We start from the raw sequence: 17,126 nt of genomic DNA, 5'->3' as shown, positions 1-17,126 counted from the left end.
CGCCGCCGCAAGCCCCACCCGCACTTTCCTGAACCAGGGGGACCCCCTTCATGCACGCTGACCTCTCCCGCCTCACGTTCCGCCCGCAGCGGCGCTACTCGGCGGTCATCGCCCAGCAGGGGCGCGTCCAGCTCGACGCCGACATCAACGAGCAGACCGCGATCCAGCTGCACCAGGCCCGCACCCTCGCCGCCGACCTGATCGGCCGGCACGGCGGACCCCGTGACGCCGCGGGCTTCAAGATCGACTACCTGGGCGGCAAGCACGACATCGACACGCTCCTCATCCACGGCGGCCGCTATTACGTCGACGGCATCCTGGTCGACGCGACCCGCCCGGCGCCCGGTGTGCCGGTCCCGGACGAGGACGCCGAGGAGCAGGACCCCGCGGCCCCTGCGGCGTACTGGACGTACTGGGACCAGCCCGACGGCTTCCGTGACCCGGAGAAGCCCGGCGACCGGCTGCCCTCGCCGGCCACGTCGCCGTTCGTGGTGTACCTGAACGTGTGGGAGCGTGCCGTCTCCGCCGCCGAGGACCCGGCGCTGCGCGAGGTCGCCCTCGGCGCCGCGATGCCGGACACCGCCGCGCGCGTGAAGGTCGTATGGCAGGTGCTGCCGCTGTCGCTGGCCGCGCTGGACATCGAGGAGACCGACCCGTCCAAGGAGGTCGTGCGGGCCGCCTTCGACAAGTGGGCGCAGAAGCAGGCCGCGCCCACGGCACGCCTCGCCGCCCGCAGCGAGCGGCCCGACCACGCCGACGAGGACCCGTGTCTGGTCAAGCCGGACGCCCGTTACCGCGGCCAGGAGAACCAGCTGTACCGCGTCGAGGTGCACGCGGGCGGCGAGGCCGAGGACGCCACCTTCAAGTGGTCCCGTGAGAACGGCTCGGTGGTCTTCCCGGTCGACGAACTCGACGGCACCTGGGTGCAGTTGGCGTCCCTCGGCCACGACGACAAGCTGGACCTGGACGTCGGCGACCACGTGGAGCTCACCGACACCGCGTACGCCTCCCGCCTCGAACCCCTGCCCCTGCTGCGGGTCGAGGAGCTGGATCTGCCGGGCCGCCGGGTCCGCCTGAGCGCCGAGCCCGACCAGGCCGTCGGACGGCTGCCCCACCTCAACCCGTTCCTGCGCCGCTGGGACCACCACGAGGGGCCCAGGCGCAAGGGCCGGACGACCGCACTGAAGGGCGGCGCCGTCCCCGTCGCGGAAGGGGAGTGGCTGCCGCTGGAGGACGGCGTGGAGGTGTACTTCGCCGAGGGCGCCGCCTATCGCACCGGCGACCACTGGATCGTCCCCGCCCGCACCGCCACCGGCAATGTCGAGTGGCCCACGGACGCCGCCCGCCGCCCGCTGCTCCAGGCCCCCTCCGGCATCGTCCGCGGCTTCGCGCCGCTCGCCCTGGTCAAGGGCGAGGGCGGCACCGTCGACCTGCGCCTCGCCTTCAACCCGCTGGCCAGCAGCATCCCGGCCGTGGACGAGGCGACGCTCGCGGCGGAGGAACAGGCACGCCGTGAGGAGCAGTTGGCGGAGGACCCGTCCCGGGGGAGGTCGCAGACCACTGCGGATGCGGAGGCCTCGGCGGAAGGAGACGAGTGATGGCGAAGCCACTGAGCGCGTCCAAGATGGTGGAGATCCTCCGCGCGGAGGGCCTGACGGTCCACGAGGTCCGCAGCTGGCGCACCCACAACCGCAACGGCAAGGGGCCCTGGGGCCCGGTGAACGGCGTGATGATCCACCACACCGTCACCAAGGGCACCGACGCCTCGGTGAACATCTGCTACAACGGCTACTCCGGCCTGCCCGGCCCGCTCTGCCACGGTGTCATCGACAAGCAGGGCCACATCCACCTCGTGGGCAACGGCCGCGCCAACCACGCCGGCCTCGGTGACAGCGACGTGCTGCGCGCGGTGATCAACGAGTCCAGGCTGCCGCACGACAACGAGGCCGACACCGACGGCAACGCCCGCTTCTACGGCTTCGAGTGCATCAACCTCGGCGACGGCAGGGACCCCTGGCCCGAGGCGCAGAAGGAGGCCATCGAGAAGGTCTCGGCCGCGATCTGCCGCCACCACGGCTGGAGCGAGCGCTCGGTGATCGGGCACAAGGAGTGGCAGCCGGGCAAGCAGGACCCGCGCGGCTTCACCATGGACGGCATGCGGGGGCGCATCGCGCAGCGGCTGAAGGGCGGGGGAGGGGGGAACCCCGAGCCGGACCCGAAGCCCGCGCCCAAGCCGAAGTACGAGCCCTTCCCGGGCAGCGGCTTCTTCCACATCGGCCAGAAGTCCCCGATCATCACCGCGATGGGCCGCCGCCTTCTCGCCGAGGGATGCGGCCGCTACGAGGAGGGTCCGAGCCCCGAGTGGACCGAGGCCGACCGCCGCTCCTACACCGCCTGGCAGCAGAAGCTCGGCTTCAAGGGCAAGGACGCGGACGGCATCCCCGGCAAGGTCAGCTGGGACCGGCTGCACGTGCCCAACGTGTGACGGCCTCGCACACACCCTGAATCGGCCCAGGTACCCCTCGGGGGTGTCCTGGGCCGATTTCGCGGGCCCGAAGGGTCTTGCTCCCCTGGCGGAAACCCGTCACACTGGATACCGAACGAATGGTCGGTTGGGAAGCGGGATTCGATGACGACTGCACACTCCGCCGAGGCACCGCCCGAGGAGCCGCTCCAGGAGCATTTCGACGCGACGATCTCGCGCGACCAGCGGATCGAGCCGCGGGACTGGATGCCGGAGGGCTACCGCAAGACGCTGATCCGGCAGATCGCGCAGCACGCCCACTCGGAGATCATCGGCATGCAGCCCGAGGGCGAGTGGATCACGCGCGCGCCGTCGCTGCGCCGCAAGGCCATCCTGTTCGCGAAGGTGCAGGACGAGGCCGGGCACGGGCTGTACCTGTACTCGGCGGCCGAGACCCTGGGCGCCGACCGCGCCGACCTGACCGACCGGCTGATCGAGGGCCGCCAGAAGTACTCGTCGATCTTCAACTACCCGACCATGAGCTTCGCCGACGTCGGGGTGATCGGCTGGTTCGTGGACGGCGCCGCGATCTGCAACCAGGTGCCGCTGTGCCGCAGCTCGTACGGGCCGTACGCGCGCGCGATGGTGCGGATCTGCAAGGAGGAGTCGTTCCACCAGCGCCAGGGCTATGAGCTGCTGATGACGATGATGCGCGGCACCGAGGCCCAGCGCGAGATGGTGCAGGACGCCGTGAACCGCTGGTGGTGGCCGTCCCTGATGATGTTCGGCCCGCCCGACGACGCCTCGCCCAACTCCGCCCAGTCGATGGCCTGGAAGATCAAGCGGCACAGCAACGACGAACTGCGCCGGCGCTTCGTCGACATGACCGTCCCGCAGGCCGAGAAGCTCGGCGTCACCCTGCCCGACCCCGAGCTGCGCTGGAACGCCGAGCGGGGCCACCACGACTTCGGCACCCCCGACTGGGACGAGCTGATGCGCGTCATCAAGGGCGACGGACCGTGCAACGACCAGCGGATGGAGCGGCGCAGAAGCGCCCACGACGAGGGCGGCTGGGTCCGCGAGGCGGCCACCGTCCACGCGGCCAAGCAGGCCGCCCGTGCGGAAAAGGGAGCGGTGGCATGAGCGCCGACAAGCAGGACTGGCCGCTGTACGAGGTGTTCGTGCGCGGCAAGCGAGGGCTGAACCACGTCCACGTGGGCTCGCTGCACGCCGCCGACGACCGCATGGCGCTCACCCACGCCCGCGACCTGTACACACGGCGCAACGAGGGCGTGTCGATCTGGGTGGTGCGCTCCGAGCACATCGCCGCCTCCACACGCGACGAGAAGGACCCGTTCTTCTCACCCAGCGCCGACAAGGTCTACCGCCATCCGACCTTCTACGACATCCCCGACGACGTCCCGCACATCTGAAGGAGAGGGCATGAGCGACGACCACGTCTACATGACCCTCGCCGAGGGACACGAGGACGACACCCGCTGGGCCTACGGCACCGGCTTCGAGGACCCGCTGCACGGCGTCGACACCACCCTGCCCGAGGGCATCGACGCCGGTGAACTGGCCGCCCTCTGCGTCGCGTTGGCCGACGACGCCCTGATCTCGGCCCAGCGCCTGGCCGAGTGGATCACCCGCGCCCCGGAGCTGGAGGAAGAGGTGGCGCTGGCCAACATCGGCCTCGACCTCCTCGGCCAGGCCCGCCTGCTGTACTCCCGCGCCGGCCAGGCCGACGGCACCGGACGCGACGAGGACGCCTACGCCTACTTCCGCGACGCCGCCGACTTCCGCAACGTACGTCTGGCCGAACTGCCGTGCGGCGACTTCGCGTTCTCGATCGTGCGGCTGCTGGTGCTCTCCAGCTGGCGCCTCGCACACTTCGAGCGACTGGCATCGCACCCCGACCCCGTGCTGGCGGCGATCGCCGCGAAGGGCGTCAAGGAGCTGGCCTACCACCGGCAGTACGCCGCGGAATGGGCCGTGCGCCTGGGCGACGGCACGGACGAGTCGCACCGCCGGATACGCAGGGCCCAGGAACAAGTGGCGCCCTACATCGGCGAGTTGTTCACCGCCTACGACGTACGGGACGAAGTGGTCGCGGTCATCCGCCAGGTCACCGCGGCCGCCGGACTGCCCATGCCGGTGTACCGGCCGCTGCCCGGATCCGGCCGCGACGGCGAGCACACCGGGCATCTCGCCCCGCTGCTGGCCGAGCTGCAGGGCGTGGCCCGCGCCCACCCGGAGGCGACATGGTGACCGCCCTGCTGGACGCCCGCCGCGCCCGGCACATCGCCGCGACCGTGCCGGACCCCGAGCTGCCCATGCTCACCCTGGCCGACCTGGGAGTCCTGCGCGACGTCGAGCTGACCGAGGACGGCACGGTGGTCGCCAGCCTGACGCCGACGTACTCGGGCTGTCCGGCGATGGCGGAGATGCGGGCGGACGTGGCGGCACGACTGCGTGACGCCGGGTACCGCAGCGTGGAGATCCGTACGGTGCTGAACCCGCCGTGGACCAGCGACTGGATCACCCCGACGGGCCGTCACAAGCTCGCCGAGCACGGCATCGCCCCGCCCGGCCCCGCACCGCGCGGCGACGGCCCCGTCCCGCTGGTGCTGGCACCCACCCGGCACGCGGTCACCTGCCCGCGCTGCGGCTCGGCGGACACCGAGGAGACCTCCCGCTTCGCCGCCACGTCCTGCAAGGCGCTGTGGCGCTGCCGGGCCTGCCGCGAGCCGTTCGAGTACGTCAAGGAGATCTGAATGGAAGGCCTGAGGGAAGCACAGACGGCCGGCACGGTACGCCCGCGCGCCCGCCGCCGTCCGGCCTTCCACCCCCTGCGTGTCGCCGTCATCGAGCCCCTGTGCGCGGACGCGGTCGCCGTCGGCTTCGACATTCCGGCCGAGCTGGCGGAGGAGTTCGCCTTCGCGCCCGGCCAGTCGCTGACGCTGCGGCGCGAGATCGACGGACGCGACGAGCGGCGGTCGTACTCGATCTGCTCGCCGGTGGGTTCGAGCCCGCGCATCGGCGTACGGGTCGTGCCGGGCGGCCTCTTCTCGTCCTGGCTGGTCAACGACGTACGCCCCGGCGACACCGTCGAGGTGATGGCCCCCACCGGCGCCTTCACGCCCGACCTCACCAGGTCCGGCCACCATGTGCTGATCGCGGCGGGCTCCGGCATCACGCCGATGATGTCCATCGCCGAGTCCGTCCTCGCCGCCGACTCCCGCTCGACGGTCACCCTCTTCTACGGCAACCGCCGCAGCGACACCGTGATGTTCGCCGACGAGCTCGCCGACCTGAAGGACCTCTACCCGACCCGGTTCCAGCTCGCCCACGTGCTCTCCCGCGAACCCCGCGAGGCCGAGGTGCTCTCCGGCCGGATCGACGCCGACCGGCTCGCGGCGCTCGTCGACGCGCTCGTCGACGTGACGACCGCCGACCACTGGTGGCTGTGCGGCCCGCACGGCATGGTCCGGGACGCGCAGGGAGTGCTGGCGGGCCTCGGCGTGCCGGCCGAGCGTGTGCACCAGGAGCTGTTCTTCGCCGACGACGAGCCGGTGCGGGAGGTGCACCACGAGGAGGCCGGCCCGCAGGGACCGGTCAGCCAGGTCACCATCACCCTCGACGGCCGCTCCACCACCGCCGCCCTGCCGAGGGAGCGGAGCGTCCTCGACGGAGCCCAACGCACGCGTCCCGACCTGCCGTTCGCCTGCAAGGGCGGCGTCTGCGGCACCTGCCGGGCCCTCGTCACCGAAGGCAAGGCGGACATGCGGCGCAACTTCGCGCTGGAAACGGCCGAGGTGGCGGCTGGTTACGTGCTGACCTGCCAGTCCTACCCGGTGTCCGAGACGCTGACGGTCGACTACGACAGCTGAGCCGACGAGAAGAGTTGAGTGGCGAGGAAAGCGAAAGGACTATTTCAAGAAGGAGTTGAGAAGGAAGTCCCTTCATGGCCTCGCCACGGCCGACTCTAACAGTCACTCGGGGATCAGGTCGCGCAGATTTTCGGGGACGACGATCCGCGACCCGGGGTGCAGCCCCTCGGGCCGCTGAAGGCCTATGTAGGTGACCGGGCCCTCCGGGACCGACTTGCCGTCCCACAAGGTCGTCGTCGTGGCGTCCATCAGGCCCGTCAGATAGCGCACCGTCAGCTGCTCGCGCTCCACGATGCCGCGCAGCAGCGTCGCCACCGACACCCGGTTGGCCTCGACCCGGTTGGCTGCCGGCGTTCCCTTCAGATACAGGTGCAGCCACTTGGCACGCCACCGGCCGTCGGGACCGCGCCGGAACGCCAGCGGCAGCGCGACCCGGCCCGGTCCGCGGAGATCGGACTTCATGCGCACGGTCCGCGGCTCGAAGGGACGGCCCTGCTGCTCCGCGTCGCGCAGCATGAACCCGAAGAACGACTCCTCGACCTCCTCGAAGCCCTCCCCGGCGAAGATGTTGACCTGCGGGACGATGAACTCTCCGCTCACCGCGCCCAGGCGCAGGTTGATGAACTCCGAGGCACCGTCGGGTGCTTCGGTGATGTCGCCGGAGTGCTCGCCCTCCAGATTCTTGAGGTTGGTGTACGCCAGCCAGCAGACCGTCTCGTAGTCGGCGTCCAGCATGAGCGCCGACAGGTCGTAGTCGGTGCGGTGGCCGGCCTGCTTCCAGTACACGAAGAAGCGCAGCAGCTCGCCGTCCACGGGCGACACCGAGCCGCGGGGCAGCACGCCGAGCCCTGCCGCGGCCGCCCTGCCGCTGAGCGGCAGCGCCACATCCAGGGCGTCCGGGTCGATCAGCAGATGCCCCGGGGCCGGCAGCCGGCGACGCAGCTCCGCGTCGAGGGCGGCGATCAGGCGCCCCCGCTCGGGTGGCAGCACGGGCGGACGCTCGTCCCCGGTGACCCAGGCCCGGCCGAGGCGGTTCACGAACACACGGGTCTCGCCCGTGTCCTGCGCTCGGTTGGCCAGGTGCTCGCGGACGGACAGCAGGACCCGGCCCGAGACGTCGGCCACGACCTCCTCGGCGGCGGCCACCACCGTGTCCCGCTCCTCCTGGTCGAGCGCCATGCGCAGCAGCCGGTCGAGCGCGCGGAACAGCTTGCCCGGCGCGGACTTCAGCAGCAGCGTCGCGCCGATGACATCGTGCATGCCGAGCAGCTCCTCCACCCGGCCGTCGAACGAGCGCGCCTTCTTCTCACCCCGCGCGACCGCGAACACGTCCGCCGCGTACGGCCACTGCGGGTACTCGTGCGGATGCAGCCGCTCGCCCAGCCGCTTCCAGTCCTCACGATGGGGGCGGACATCCGCGAGCTTCGCGGGCGCGGCGGCGACCACCGAGTCCAGGCCCGCCAGCAGTGCGCGGCGCAGCGGCCGGGACAGCCCGCGGAACCTGGTCGGCTCCAGCAGGGTCACATCACCGTTCGACAACGCGCAGGCCAGCCGCAGCACATCGGTGACCGTGTCCAGCAGCGGCCGCGAACCGGCTCGCACCCGGGCCCGGTTGAGCACGGCCCGGTTCTCCCGGACCGGGATCGTCTCGGGCTGTGGCCCGTCCACGCACACCTTGGCCAGCGCTTCGAGGTCCCGCAGCGCGTCCTCGCCCAGCGGCGTGCTGCTGCCCGCCAACGCCAGGTACAGGTCGGTGACTTCCGCGTCCGTGTCACCGCCGAGGTGCAGCACCGTCATCCGGACGCCCGCCGCCGCGATCAGCTCGCCGTGGTGGCCGAGCATCTCGGCGTACGTGTGCCGGTAGCGGCCGTACGACGGCAGGGTGAGCAGATCGACGACACCGCTGCTCAGCTGCTCCAGGACGCCGGCTCGCGCGCCGTCGTCGGCGAGCGCCTCGGCGATGCAGCGCATCCAGAAGTCATAGGTGTCCGGCACGTTGGCCGGGAAGTCGACGAAGTAGACGTTGTGCCGCACATGGTCGCCGACCATCTCGCGGACCGTGCCCAGCGTCCGCACCGCGATGTCGACGACCGCGCCCTCGGACAGCCCCGACAGCCGCTCCAGCAGCTCGGCCGAGAGCTTGAAGCCCACGGACATGAGCGCGGCGTCGAACTGCCGCGCCGCGACGGCGCCTTCCCCGGCGGGGCCGGTGGGGCGGGGGAGACGACGGGTGTGCCGGATGATCAGTGGTTCGAGACGGTGGACCATGCCGGGATGATCCCAGAGCCGTACGAGCGTTCGCATGCGGGTTTTTGCGGCCGAACCGGCCGAACTCCCCTCGCACACGCGCCAGAAGTGCGGGAATTCGCCGGGTATCGTTCCCGGTTCGGCCGGGCATCGTTAGGTGGCGGGGTCCGAGGGTGAGAGGGGAACCATGCCGTCATCCAAGCCGTCGTCCATGCGCTCGGCCGGTGCACTGTCGCAGCCGGTGCTGAGTCCGCCGGCGCCCGTCGCGGTGTTCCTGGTGGTCACGATCGAGCCCGGAGGTGAGCCCGCGGTACGCGATCTGCTGGCCGGGCTCGCGGGGCTCGTGCGAGCCGTGGGGTTCCCCAGTCCGGACGGAGGACTGTGCTGTGTGGCCGGTGTGGGATCCGCCGCCTGGGACCGGCTGTTCGAGGGCCCCCGCCCCCAACAGCTGCATCCCTTCCAGGAGTTGACGGGGACCCGGCACCGAGCCGTGGCCACCCCGGGGGACCTGCTCTTCCACATCCGCGCGGCCCGCACGGATCTGTGCTTCGCGCTGTCCGCCGAAATCATGAAGCGGCTGCGGCGCGCCGTCACCGTCCAGGACGAGGTCCAGGCCTTCGCCTACTTCGACTCGCGCAATCTCCTCGGCTTCGTCGACGGCACCGAGAACCCGGTCGGCCCGGCGGCGGCCGGGGTGGCGATCATGGGCGACGAGGACCCCGCGTTCCAGGCAGGCAGCTATGCGCTCGTGCAGAAGTACGTGCACGACGTCGACGCCTGGGAGGCCCTGGCCGTCGAGGCCCAGGAGAAGGTGATCGGCCGCTCCAAGCTGACCAACATCGAGCTCGACGTGCCCGGCTCCCACATCGATGTGAACACGGTCACCGGCCCCGACGGCGAGGAGCTGGAGATACTGCGCGGCGCCATGCCGTTCGGCAGGCCGGGTCACGGTGAGTTCGGCACGTACTTCATCGCCTACGCCCGGACGCCCGAGATACCCGAGGCCATGCTGCGCAACATGTTCCTGGGCGGCCCGGAATCGGGCCCCGACCCGATCCTCGACTACTCCCAGGCCGTCACCGGAACGCTCTTCTTCGTGCCCTCGGCCACCTTCCTGGAGGCGATCCCGGCAGAGGACATCACGGCCTGAACGACCGGGGCGGCCCGGATGAGCTCAGGACTGCGGAGCCTCGCGCTCGGCGTTCCGCTTCTTGATCCGGGCCGTCTCCTTGCGGACCTCGGCCTGAGTGGTGCGCTCCTTGACCAGCCACTCGGGCTGCTCCTCCTTGAGCGCCTCGATCTGCTCGCTGGTCAGGGGCTCGGTGACCCCGCCGCGGGCCAGCCCCGCGATGGAGACGCCGAGCTTCTGCGCCACGACCGGGCGGGGATGCGGGCCGTCGCGTCGCAGGTCGCTCAGCCACTGTGGCGGGTCGGCCTGGAGCGCGTTCAGCTCGGCCCGGGTGACGACCCCTTCCTGGAACTCGGCGGGGGTGGCTTCGAGGTACACACCCAGCTTCTTCGCCGCGGTGGCGGGCTTCATCGTCTGGGAGTTTTGGTGCGACGTCATGGTCCCCAGGGTATCGACCGAGTGAACGGTCGCCGACCACGGCCGGTAACCTGGCCAGGTGACAGGCTCGGAAGTACCCCCGCCCGCCCCGGAGGCGACGCCCTCGTTCCGGCTCGCGTACGTCCCGGGAGTGACGCCCGCGAAGTGGGTGCGGGTCTGGAACGAGCGCTTGCCCGACGTCCCCCTCACCCTCCACTCGGTGACCCCCGCGGAGGCGCCCGGCCTGCTCCGGGAGGGCGGCGCGGACGCCGGTCTCGTACGGCTCCCGGTCGACCGTACGTTCTTCAGCGCGATCCCCCTCTACACCGAGACCACGGTCGTCGTCGTCCCGAAGGACCACGTCATCGCGGCGGTCGAGGAGGTGACCGCCGAGGACCTGGCCGATGAGGTCGTCCTCCACCCCCTCGACGACGTCCTCGACTGGGAGCGGCCACCGGGGGAGCCCGCCTTCGAGCGCCCCGCGACCACGGCGGACGCCGTCGAGCTGGTCGCGGCGAACGTCGGCCTGCTCGTCGTACCCCAGTCCCTGGCCCGTCTCCACCACCGCAAGGACCTCACCTACCGCACTCTCGTGGACGCCCCCCAGTCGGGCGTCGCCCTGGCCTGGCCCGAGGACGCGACCACGGACCTGGTGGAGGACTTCATCGGCGTCGTCCGGGGCCGCACGGTCAACAGCACCCGCGGCCGTACGGCCTCCCAGCCCGAGGCCGCCAAGGACCAGCCCAAGCGCAAGCGCCCCGAGAGCAGCGGTGGCGCACGCCGCCAGCCCGGCGCCGGCGGCCGGAGCCCACGCGGCGGCTCCGGCGGGGCCAAGGGCACGAAGGGCACCAAGGGCACCCGGCGGGGCAAGCCCCGCAATCGCTGAGGCCGGCAGGGCCCCGGATCCGCACCGGGGCCCTTGAGCGGCCGGCGGCTCAGGGGGCGTACGTGGCCTGCTCGGCCGTACGGACGACCGTCGTCCCGTCTGCCTGGCTCAGCAGATCCGCGGCCATCCAGGCGTTCACGGTGGCCCGCACCCGCGAGACCAGCGCATCCTTGCTGCCGAACGGAGCCCCGGCCCAGATCTCGTCCAGCAGTGTGGTGCCGTCGGACTTGGCGGGGTTGGTGACGCCGGAGTCGGAGTTGCCGAAGATCACGCGAGGCTCGGAGCGCCGGAAGTAGGCGTGGGTCGGGTTCTCGGTGCCCTCGAGGAACGGGGCGAACTCGGTGCCGCCGAGGGTGTAGTGCAGTGGCTTGCCCGACACCGGGGTCAGCGACGGCAGCAGGTCGCCGGAGAGCCCGGCGTTGCGGTAAAGACCCAACTGCAGGTAGGTCGTGGCGGAGTTGCGGCCGACGAGATTGATCGGGCCGTGGAAGAGGGTCTGCAGTGCGGGGTCGTCGATCGCCTTCTCCACCCGGAGCCGGAACGGCATGGAGATCCGGACGGTGTCCCCGCTCCGCCACGTCCGCGACACGGAGAAGTAGCTCCCCGGTGTCGGAGTGCCGCTCACCGTCTGCCCGTTGACCGTCACCCCGAACCCGGCGGTCGCCCACGACGGCACCCGCAGCCGCAGGGCGAAGACCGCGGTGCCGCCGGCGATCGTGAGCGTGGTGCCCTGCTCCCGGGGGAAGGAGGTGATCTGAGTGACCGTCACACCCTTTTCGGCCCAGTTCAGTTGGGACGGGCTGTACAGATTGACGTAGAGCGCGCTGCCGTCGGCGGCCTTGAAGTACACCGAGTCCTGGTACTTGGTGGCGCTCTCCATCCCGGTGCCCTCGCAGCAGGTCGTGCCCTGCTTCGGCGTGTAGTCCCGTACATGCCCCGGCGTCAGCCCGATGAAGTAGGTGACGAGCGGCTTCTCGGCGTCCGCCTTGTCCTGCTTGGAGCCGAGGACCTGGTTGTAGAGGGCCCGCTCGTAGTAGTCCATGTACTTGGGCTGCTGATCGTGGAAGAACAGGGTCCGGCTCAGCTTCAGCATGTTGTACGCACAGCATGTCTCGGCGGTCGTGTCGGTGATCGTGTCCGCGATCACGTCGCGCGCCTTCCAGAACTCGGCCGTGCTCGTGCCGCCGATGCCGTACATGCGGTGGGGCACGACCATGCCCCAGAAGTTCCGGGCGGCGTCGAGATAGCGCTGCTCGCCGGTCGCGTCGTACAGCCGCAGGTAGCCGGTGAAGATCGGTATGTGCTGGTTGGCGTGCAGCCCGTCGAGGATGTCGGTGTTCGCCGCGCAGTTGTCGATGAGCCGGTCGAGGTCGAACAGCCGGGCCAGCGCGAGGTGTTCGGCCCTGCCGGTGATCGAGTGCAGCTCGCAGATCGCCTCGACGATGCCGCCGAACTCGCCGCTGGAGAACAGCCCCCACATGCGCTGGAGCGTGGCCTCCGGCAGCTTGGACAGCCGGGCGTACATCCAGTCGCACATTCCGGACGCGAGATCGAGGGCCCGCGCGTCCTCCGTGGCGAGATAGGCGTCCAGCACACCCCGGAGGATCTTGTGCGCGGTGTAGTACGGCGCCCAGACCTTCGTGTAGTCACTGCTGGTCCTCGACTCCAGGTCGATGAACTGCGTCTCCGGGTACGCCGCCAGGAACCCGGGGTGGCTGGGCCCGCCCCAGGTCCGGCGCAGGGTGGCGGTGAGCCCGCGGCCGGAGGCGTCGGCGAAGGACCCGCCCGAGGTCTCGTCGAAGGCGTACGACGCCAAGTCGCCCCGGCCTGTTGCGGCGTCGGCCGCCCGGGTGCTCTGCAACTGCGTGATCTCGGCGGCGCTCAGGGCGCGCGACCAGATGTTGAACTCGTCGTAGGCGCCCGCGAAGACCGGGTCGGTGGCGAAGTTGGAGCGGCCGAGCCAGTTGTTGGTGAGGGTGCCGAGGGCGGCCGGGGTGAGGGTCATCGCCGTGTTCCGGGCCACGGCCGTGCCGTTGACGTACAGCGTGCCGGTGCCGCCCGCGATCGTGACCGCCAGGTGGCTCCACTGGTTCAGCGGCAGCGCTGTGGTGCCGTCGAGGCCCTGCTCGCCGCCCGGCCCGCCGGTGGTGATGGCGAACCGTGGCACACCGGCTGCGTTGCGGGCGGCCAGGTACAGGTACCGGGTGGTGTTGTCGCCGAAGTCGAAGACCCGCGCCCAGTTGCCGTCGTGGCCCGGCCTCACCCAGGCGGACAGGGTGATCGCCGAGGCGCCCCCGAGGACCGCGGCGGGGAGATCGACGTACTGGTAGGACCCGCGGACGTTCTCGGCGGCCGTACCGAACCTCCCGGCGGCACTCAGCACGGCCGGGTCCTTCCGCAGCGCCGCGCGCACCTCGGTCAGCGCCCCCACCATGGTGCGGATCCGGTCGGCGAACACCTGCTCACCGGTGCCGGCGTAGGCCTGCGACAGCATGGTGAGGAAGTGCCCGGTGTAGTGCCCGCGCAGATTGCCGTTCGCCTCACCGTCCAGCCCCTCCCACCCGCCGGGCGCGACCGCACCGCCCGTGGCGAGCCCGGCGTTGGCGCGGAACACCTGGAGCAGCCGGTTGACGTCGTAGCCGCGGGCGTGGTCGAGCATCAACTGCCGTTTGTCGGCGAAGAGTCCGGGCCGCAGTGCCACGTCGTCGAGGGCGAAGGGCCGCACACTCCAGGCGGACGGGGTGACGGTCACGGCCTGCGCCTCCTGAACGGCGACCGCTGCCCGGCCGGTCGCCGGGTAGCTGAGCGCGGGGGTCGTCGCGGCGAGAGCGGCGGCCTGGAGAAGGGATCGTCTGGAGAGGGGCGGTGCCATGTGTGCTCCTCCACGGGGGGTCGCGTTGTTCGATGTTGTTCGGAATCACGAACAATGTGCGAGAGATCGACCAGACGCTATGCGTGGGGTGAGGAGGCGTCAACGGTGCCGACGGGATTGGCGGTCGGCCGGCCCGGCAGCTGCCGGCGGCGGGTGGTGGTGACCGGTAGGCCGCCGCCGAGAGTCAGTCGGAGGCCGGCGTGCGCAGGAGCCAGTCGTATGCCGCCCGTGCCGTGAACTCCGCCTGACCACCCCGCAGCAGAAGCCCGGCCGTCGCAAACTCCGGCGCGTCCGCCTGGGCGGACACGTACGGGACGGCGATGCAGCCCATGCCGGCCGCGTGTGCCGCGGCGGCGCCCGGGACGGCGTCCTCGACGACCACGCAGTCGGCCGGTGCCGCGCCGAGCCGACGCGCCGCCTCCAGGAAGACGTCCGGGGCGGGCTTGCCGTGGGCGACCTCGTCGGCCGAGACGACGGTGTGCAGGTGGGCGTCCAGGCCCGTGCCGGCCAGAATCGCCGTGATCGCCTCGCGGGACGAACCCGAGGCCACGGCCATCGGGACGCCCTCGGTCGCCAGCAGCTCCACGAACTTGCGCATTTCCGGGTACGCCCGCGCGGCTGTGCGGGCGAGTTCCAGATAGCGCCGGTTCTTGGCGGCCAGCAGGTCGTCGACCGAGGCGTCGAGGCCGTACTCGCCCTTCCAGAGCGTGACCGTCTCCAGGGTGCTGATGCCGACGTAGCGCTCGTGATCCGCCCAGCTGAAGTCGGGGATCCCGTGCTCGGCGAGGATCTGGCGGCCCGCCTCGTAGTAATGGGGCTCGCTGTCCACGAGTGTTCCGTCGAGATCGAAGATGACCGAAGTGCCGCCGAGTCCGCTCATGGCACCAGGATGTCAAAGGTCATTTCCGGGCCGACGCCCGCCCGATCGACTCCACCAGCGGCAGCAGCCGGTGGGTGACGCGCTCGCGCAGGGCGACCTCGGAGCGGGTGCGGACCACGCCGGGCAGACTGATCAGCTTCTGGATCACGTCCTCCAGGTGGGCGTTGTCGCGGGCCACCACCCGGGTCAGCAGATCCCCGCCGCCCGTGATCGAGAAGGCCTCGACGATCTCGGGTACGGCGGCGAGCGCGTCGCCCACGTCGTCGAGATGGCCCTGGGTGACCTCGATGTGCACGAACGCCAGCACCGGATGGCCCAGCGCGGCGGGCGACAGCGTCGGCCCCGTGCCGGTGATCACACCGTCCCGCTCCAGCCGGTCGAGCCGGGCCTGGAGCGTGCCGCGGGCGACGCCCAGGATGCGGGCGTACTCGCGCACGCTCGTGCGGGGCTGTTCCAGCAGGAGCCGCAGGATGCGGGTGTCGAGCTCGTCCACGGGCATGGTGCCGGCCTCCTTCGTCTCCCGTCCGTCGGGTCCGCCCCCGGCCCGTCATGGTCCGTTGGCTCTCCGATAGGCGTACGGGATCCGCAACGTCTGTACCAATGGCCCATCATTCTAGGAGGCGCTTGAGCCAGACGGTGCCTTGATGCTGCAATGAACCCGTCGATGGCGCTGCGGACCCCCGCGGCGCCTTTTTCATGCCGGTTCAGAGGGGCGGTAATAGTGCTGAAGAGGGTGTTCGCGGCGCCGGACCCGGGGCGTGCGCGGCTGCGCTTCGCCGCGCGGGCCGTGCTCGGCATCGGGCTCGCGGTCGTCGTGTCCGCGCTGGCCGGACACTCCCTCGTCGGCGCCGTCACCGGCGGGCTCGCCGCGCTGCTCGCCCTGTTCACCGTCACGGACTCCACGGTCCGCGGACAGGCGGTCACCACCGCGCTGCTGCCGCTGGTCGGCCTTCCCGTCCTCGCGGCGGCGGCCGAGCTGCACGACCAGCCGGTCGCCCGCGACCTCACCTTCCTGGCCGTCGTCGGCGCCGGTGTGTACGCCCGTCGCTGGGGGCCGCGCGGGCACAGCCTCGGCGTGTTCGCGTTCATGACCTTCTTCGTGGCGCAGTTCCTGCACGCGACCCCGGCGCAGCTGCCCGAGCTCTACGCCGCCGTACTGCTGTCCCTGCTCACCGCGGCCGCCGTGCGCTTCGGGCTGTGGTGCTACGAGCGCCGGATGCCCCCGCCGCCCGTCCCCGCACCGCCGGCGGGCAGCGGACTGGCCCGCGTGACCACCCGCCAGGCGATCCAGGCCACCGCCGGGGCGGGCTTCGCCCTGGTCGTGGGGCAGCTGGTGTCCGGGCAGCGCTGGTACTGGGCCGTCGGCGCCACCTGGTGGATCTTCGTCAACACCACCTCGCGCGGCGAGACGCTGGTCCGCGGCTTCCGCCGGGTCCTCGGCACGGTGATCGGCATCGGTCTCGGCCTGCTCGTCGCCGTCCCGCTGCAGGGCGCGGCGGTCCCGTCGGCGGTGATCCTGGCCGTGTGCGTCTTCGGCATCTTCTACACCGCCGCCGTGTCCTACACCTGGATGATGCTCTGCGTCACGGTGCTCGCCGAGCTCCTCTACGGCCTGCTGGGCGTCCTCGATCCCGCCCTGCTGGCACTGCGGCTCGCCGAGACCGGCGTCGGGGCGATCGGCGCCGTGCTGGCCGTGCTGTTCGTCCTGCCCGTCACCACCCACGCCATCACCGACACCTGGATCCAGCGCGCCCTGCGCTGCGTCCACACGGCCACCGCCGAGGCCGCCGCCCGCCTCGCAGGGGACGAGAGCGCCGACCCGGCCTCCCGGGTGGCCGAACTGGAGCAGCTGCTCGCCCGGGTACGGCTCTCGATCGCACCGCTGGTGCACCCGCTGAACCCGATGCCGGCCCGCAAGCGCCGCGCCCGCCGCGTCCTGGCCCTCCTCGACGACTGCGCCCGCGAGATCCGCGGCCTGGCCGCCGTCGCCGCCGACCCGGAGGCCTCGCACGACGCCCGCCTGGCCGCCGCGTGCTGGCGCGTCGAGGCGGCGGTGGAGTCGCTGACCGGCGGTGCGGACGTCACCGCGGTGACCGTGCAGCCGACGTTGCTCGACCCTGCGCTGGCTCATTTGCACGGCGTGGAGCGGGCTCTGGTCGAGCTTGCGCAGCCGTTGCGTACGCCGTCGGGTTCGCCGCTGGTCGGGGCCTGAGGCTGCCGTCGGGGCCGGCGCGTGCCGGCGGGTCGCGGCGGCGGTGGAGTCGCTGACCGGCGGTGCGGACGTCACCGCGGTGACCGTGCAGCCGACGGTGCTCGACCCTGCGCTGGCTCATTTGCA

Annotated in this window: 15 protein-coding genes; 10 read left to right on the top strand and 5 right to left on the bottom strand. The window is 71.5% G+C overall.

What is annotated here, in order from left to right; all coding sequences use genetic code 11:
- Nucleotides 1-50: 50 nt before the first annotated feature.
- The 7 genes from ACFQ6S_RS35870 to paaE all read left to right on the top strand — a co-directional run bounded on the left by ACFQ6S_RS35870 (nucleotide 51) and on the right by paaE (nucleotide 6,357).
- The gene (locus ACFQ6S_RS35870) at nucleotides 51-1,598 is read left to right on the top strand and encodes a DUF6519 domain-containing protein (RefSeq protein WP_383419073.1); all 1,548 of its coding nucleotides are present in this window, start codon (nucleotides 51-53) and stop codon (nucleotides 1,596-1,598) included.
- Entirely contained in the window at nucleotides 1,598-2,485 is an 888-nt protein-coding gene (locus ACFQ6S_RS35865) for a peptidoglycan-binding protein (RefSeq protein WP_383419071.1), read from the top strand. The genes ACFQ6S_RS35870 and ACFQ6S_RS35865 overlap by 1 nt, the downstream gene beginning before the upstream one ends.
- 144 nt (nucleotides 2,486-2,629) lie before the next feature.
- Nucleotides 2,630-3,607 carry a 1,2-phenylacetyl-CoA epoxidase subunit PaaA gene (gene paaA, locus ACFQ6S_RS35860; protein ID WP_383419069.1) on the top strand — a complete coding sequence of 326 codons (978 nt, stop codon included), beginning with the start codon at nucleotides 2,630-2,632 and terminating at the stop codon, nucleotides 3,605-3,607.
- Nucleotides 3,604-3,897 carry a 1,2-phenylacetyl-CoA epoxidase subunit PaaB gene (gene paaB, locus ACFQ6S_RS35855; protein WP_383419067.1) on the top strand — a complete coding sequence of 98 codons (294 nt, stop codon included), beginning with the start codon at nucleotides 3,604-3,606 and terminating at the stop codon, nucleotides 3,895-3,897. Before paaA ends, paaB begins: the two co-directional genes overlap by 4 nt.
- 10 nt (nucleotides 3,898-3,907) lie before the next feature.
- Nucleotides 3,908-4,735 carry a 1,2-phenylacetyl-CoA epoxidase subunit PaaC gene (paaC, locus tag ACFQ6S_RS35850; protein WP_383419065.1) on the top strand — a complete coding sequence of 276 codons (828 nt, stop codon included), beginning with the start codon at nucleotides 3,908-3,910 and terminating at the stop codon, nucleotides 4,733-4,735.
- Nucleotides 4,729-5,241, top strand: a complete 513-nt coding sequence (gene paaD, locus ACFQ6S_RS35845) for a 1,2-phenylacetyl-CoA epoxidase subunit PaaD (protein ID WP_383419062.1) — start codon at nucleotides 4,729-4,731, stop codon at nucleotides 5,239-5,241. The genes paaC and paaD overlap by 7 nt, the downstream gene beginning before the upstream one ends.
- Nucleotides 5,242-6,357 carry a 1,2-phenylacetyl-CoA epoxidase subunit PaaE gene (gene paaE / locus ACFQ6S_RS35840; protein ID WP_383419060.1) on the top strand — a complete coding sequence of 372 codons (1,116 nt, stop codon included), beginning with the start codon at nucleotides 5,242-5,244 and terminating at the stop codon, nucleotides 6,355-6,357.
- 102 nt (nucleotides 6,358-6,459) lie between these two features.
- On the opposite strand, the gene ACFQ6S_RS35835 is transcribed toward paaE, so the two are convergent.
- Nucleotides 6,460-8,625: a TerD family protein gene (locus ACFQ6S_RS35835; protein WP_383419058.1), complete on the bottom strand. Its 2,166-nt coding sequence runs from the start codon at nucleotides 8,623-8,625 to the stop codon at nucleotides 6,460-6,462.
- Nucleotides 8,626-8,791: 166 nt separating this feature from the next.
- Between ACFQ6S_RS35835 and ACFQ6S_RS35830 the strand changes: the two genes are divergently transcribed.
- Nucleotides 8,792-9,754, top strand: a complete 963-nt coding sequence (locus tag ACFQ6S_RS35830) for a Dyp-type peroxidase (protein WP_383419056.1) — start codon at nucleotides 8,792-8,794, stop codon at nucleotides 9,752-9,754.
- Between the two features lie 24 nt (nucleotides 9,755-9,778).
- Here the strand turns inward: ACFQ6S_RS35830 and ACFQ6S_RS35825 are convergent, their stop codons facing one another.
- Nucleotides 9,779-10,171 (bottom strand): DUF5997 family protein, encoded by a 393-nt coding sequence (locus ACFQ6S_RS35825; protein WP_383419055.1) that lies wholly within the window; start codon nucleotides 10,169-10,171, stop codon nucleotides 9,779-9,781.
- Between the two features lie 58 nt (nucleotides 10,172-10,229).
- On the opposite strand from ACFQ6S_RS35825, the gene ACFQ6S_RS35820 reads away from it, so the two are divergent.
- Entirely contained in the window at nucleotides 10,230-11,036 is an 807-nt protein-coding gene (locus tag ACFQ6S_RS35820) for a LysR family substrate-binding domain-containing protein (protein WP_383419053.1), read from the top strand.
- 49 nt (nucleotides 11,037-11,085) lie between these two features.
- Here ACFQ6S_RS35820 and ACFQ6S_RS35815 read toward each other — a convergent pair whose 3' ends face one another.
- The 3 genes from ACFQ6S_RS35815 to ACFQ6S_RS35805 form a co-directional block, all read right to left on the bottom strand.
- Nucleotides 11,086-13,908 (bottom strand): beta-L-arabinofuranosidase domain-containing protein, encoded by a 2,823-nt coding sequence (locus ACFQ6S_RS35815; protein ID WP_383419051.1) that lies wholly within the window; start codon nucleotides 13,906-13,908, stop codon nucleotides 11,086-11,088.
- 184 nt (nucleotides 13,909-14,092) lie between these two features.
- Complete coding sequence (locus tag ACFQ6S_RS35810; protein WP_383419049.1) at nucleotides 14,093-14,788, bottom strand: HAD family hydrolase; 696 nt, start codon at nucleotides 14,786-14,788, stop codon at nucleotides 14,093-14,095.
- Between the two features lie 19 nt (nucleotides 14,789-14,807).
- Nucleotides 14,808-15,287: an Lrp/AsnC family transcriptional regulator gene (locus ACFQ6S_RS35805; protein ID WP_383419047.1), complete on the bottom strand. Its 480-nt coding sequence runs from the start codon at nucleotides 15,285-15,287 to the stop codon at nucleotides 14,808-14,810.
- Between the two features lie 222 nt (nucleotides 15,288-15,509).
- Between ACFQ6S_RS35805 and ACFQ6S_RS35800 the strand changes: the two genes are divergently transcribed.
- The gene (locus tag ACFQ6S_RS35800) at nucleotides 15,510-17,000 is read left to right on the top strand and encodes an FUSC family protein (protein ID WP_383419046.1); all 1,491 of its coding nucleotides are present in this window, start codon (nucleotides 15,510-15,512) and stop codon (nucleotides 16,998-17,000) included.
- Nucleotides 17,001-17,126 lie beyond the last annotated feature (126 nt).

It is taken from the genome of Streptomyces sp. NPDC056479 (assembly GCF_042795335.1).
Taxonomy (GTDB): domain Bacteria; phylum Actinomycetota; class Actinomycetes; order Streptomycetales; family Streptomycetaceae; genus Streptomyces.
The sequence above is the reverse complement of the archived record's forward strand: the minus strand, read 5'-3'. Positions and strand labels throughout refer to the sequence as shown.

Coding starts and splice junctions, on each gene's coding strand:
- ACFQ6S_RS35835 (WP_383419058.1), bottom strand. CDS start 8,625: ATGGTCCACCGTCTCGAACCACTGATCATCCGGCACACCCGTCGTCTC.
- paaD (WP_383419062.1), top strand. CDS start 4,729: ATGGTGACCGCCCTGCTGGACGCCCGCCGCGCCCGGCACATCGCCGCG.
- paaC (WP_383419065.1), top strand. CDS start 3,908: ATGAGCGACGACCACGTCTACATGACCCTCGCCGAGGGACACGAGGAC.
- ACFQ6S_RS35805 (WP_383419047.1), bottom strand. CDS start 15,287: ATGCCCGTGGACGAGCTCGACACCCGCATCCTGCGGCTCCTGCTGGAA.
- ACFQ6S_RS35815 (WP_383419051.1), bottom strand. CDS start 13,908: ATGGCACCGCCCCTCTCCAGACGATCCCTTCTCCAGGCCGCCGCTCTC.
- ACFQ6S_RS35825 (WP_383419055.1), bottom strand. CDS start 10,171: ATGACGTCGCACCAAAACTCCCAGACGATGAAGCCCGCCACCGCGGCG.
- ACFQ6S_RS35830 (WP_383419056.1), top strand. CDS start 8,792: ATGCCGTCATCCAAGCCGTCGTCCATGCGCTCGGCCGGTGCACTGTCG.
- paaA (WP_383419069.1), top strand. CDS start 2,630: ATGACGACTGCACACTCCGCCGAGGCACCGCCCGAGGAGCCGCTCCAG.
- ACFQ6S_RS35870 (WP_383419073.1), top strand. CDS start 51: ATGCACGCTGACCTCTCCCGCCTCACGTTCCGCCCGCAGCGGCGCTAC.
- paaB (WP_383419067.1), top strand. CDS start 3,604: ATGAGCGCCGACAAGCAGGACTGGCCGCTGTACGAGGTGTTCGTGCGC.
- ACFQ6S_RS35865 (WP_383419071.1), top strand. CDS start 1,598: ATGGCGAAGCCACTGAGCGCGTCCAAGATGGTGGAGATCCTCCGCGCG.
- paaE (WP_383419060.1), top strand. CDS start 5,242: ATGGAAGGCCTGAGGGAAGCACAGACGGCCGGCACGGTACGCCCGCGC.
- ACFQ6S_RS35810 (WP_383419049.1), bottom strand. CDS start 14,788: ATGAGCGGACTCGGCGGCACTTCGGTCATCTTCGATCTCGACGGAACA.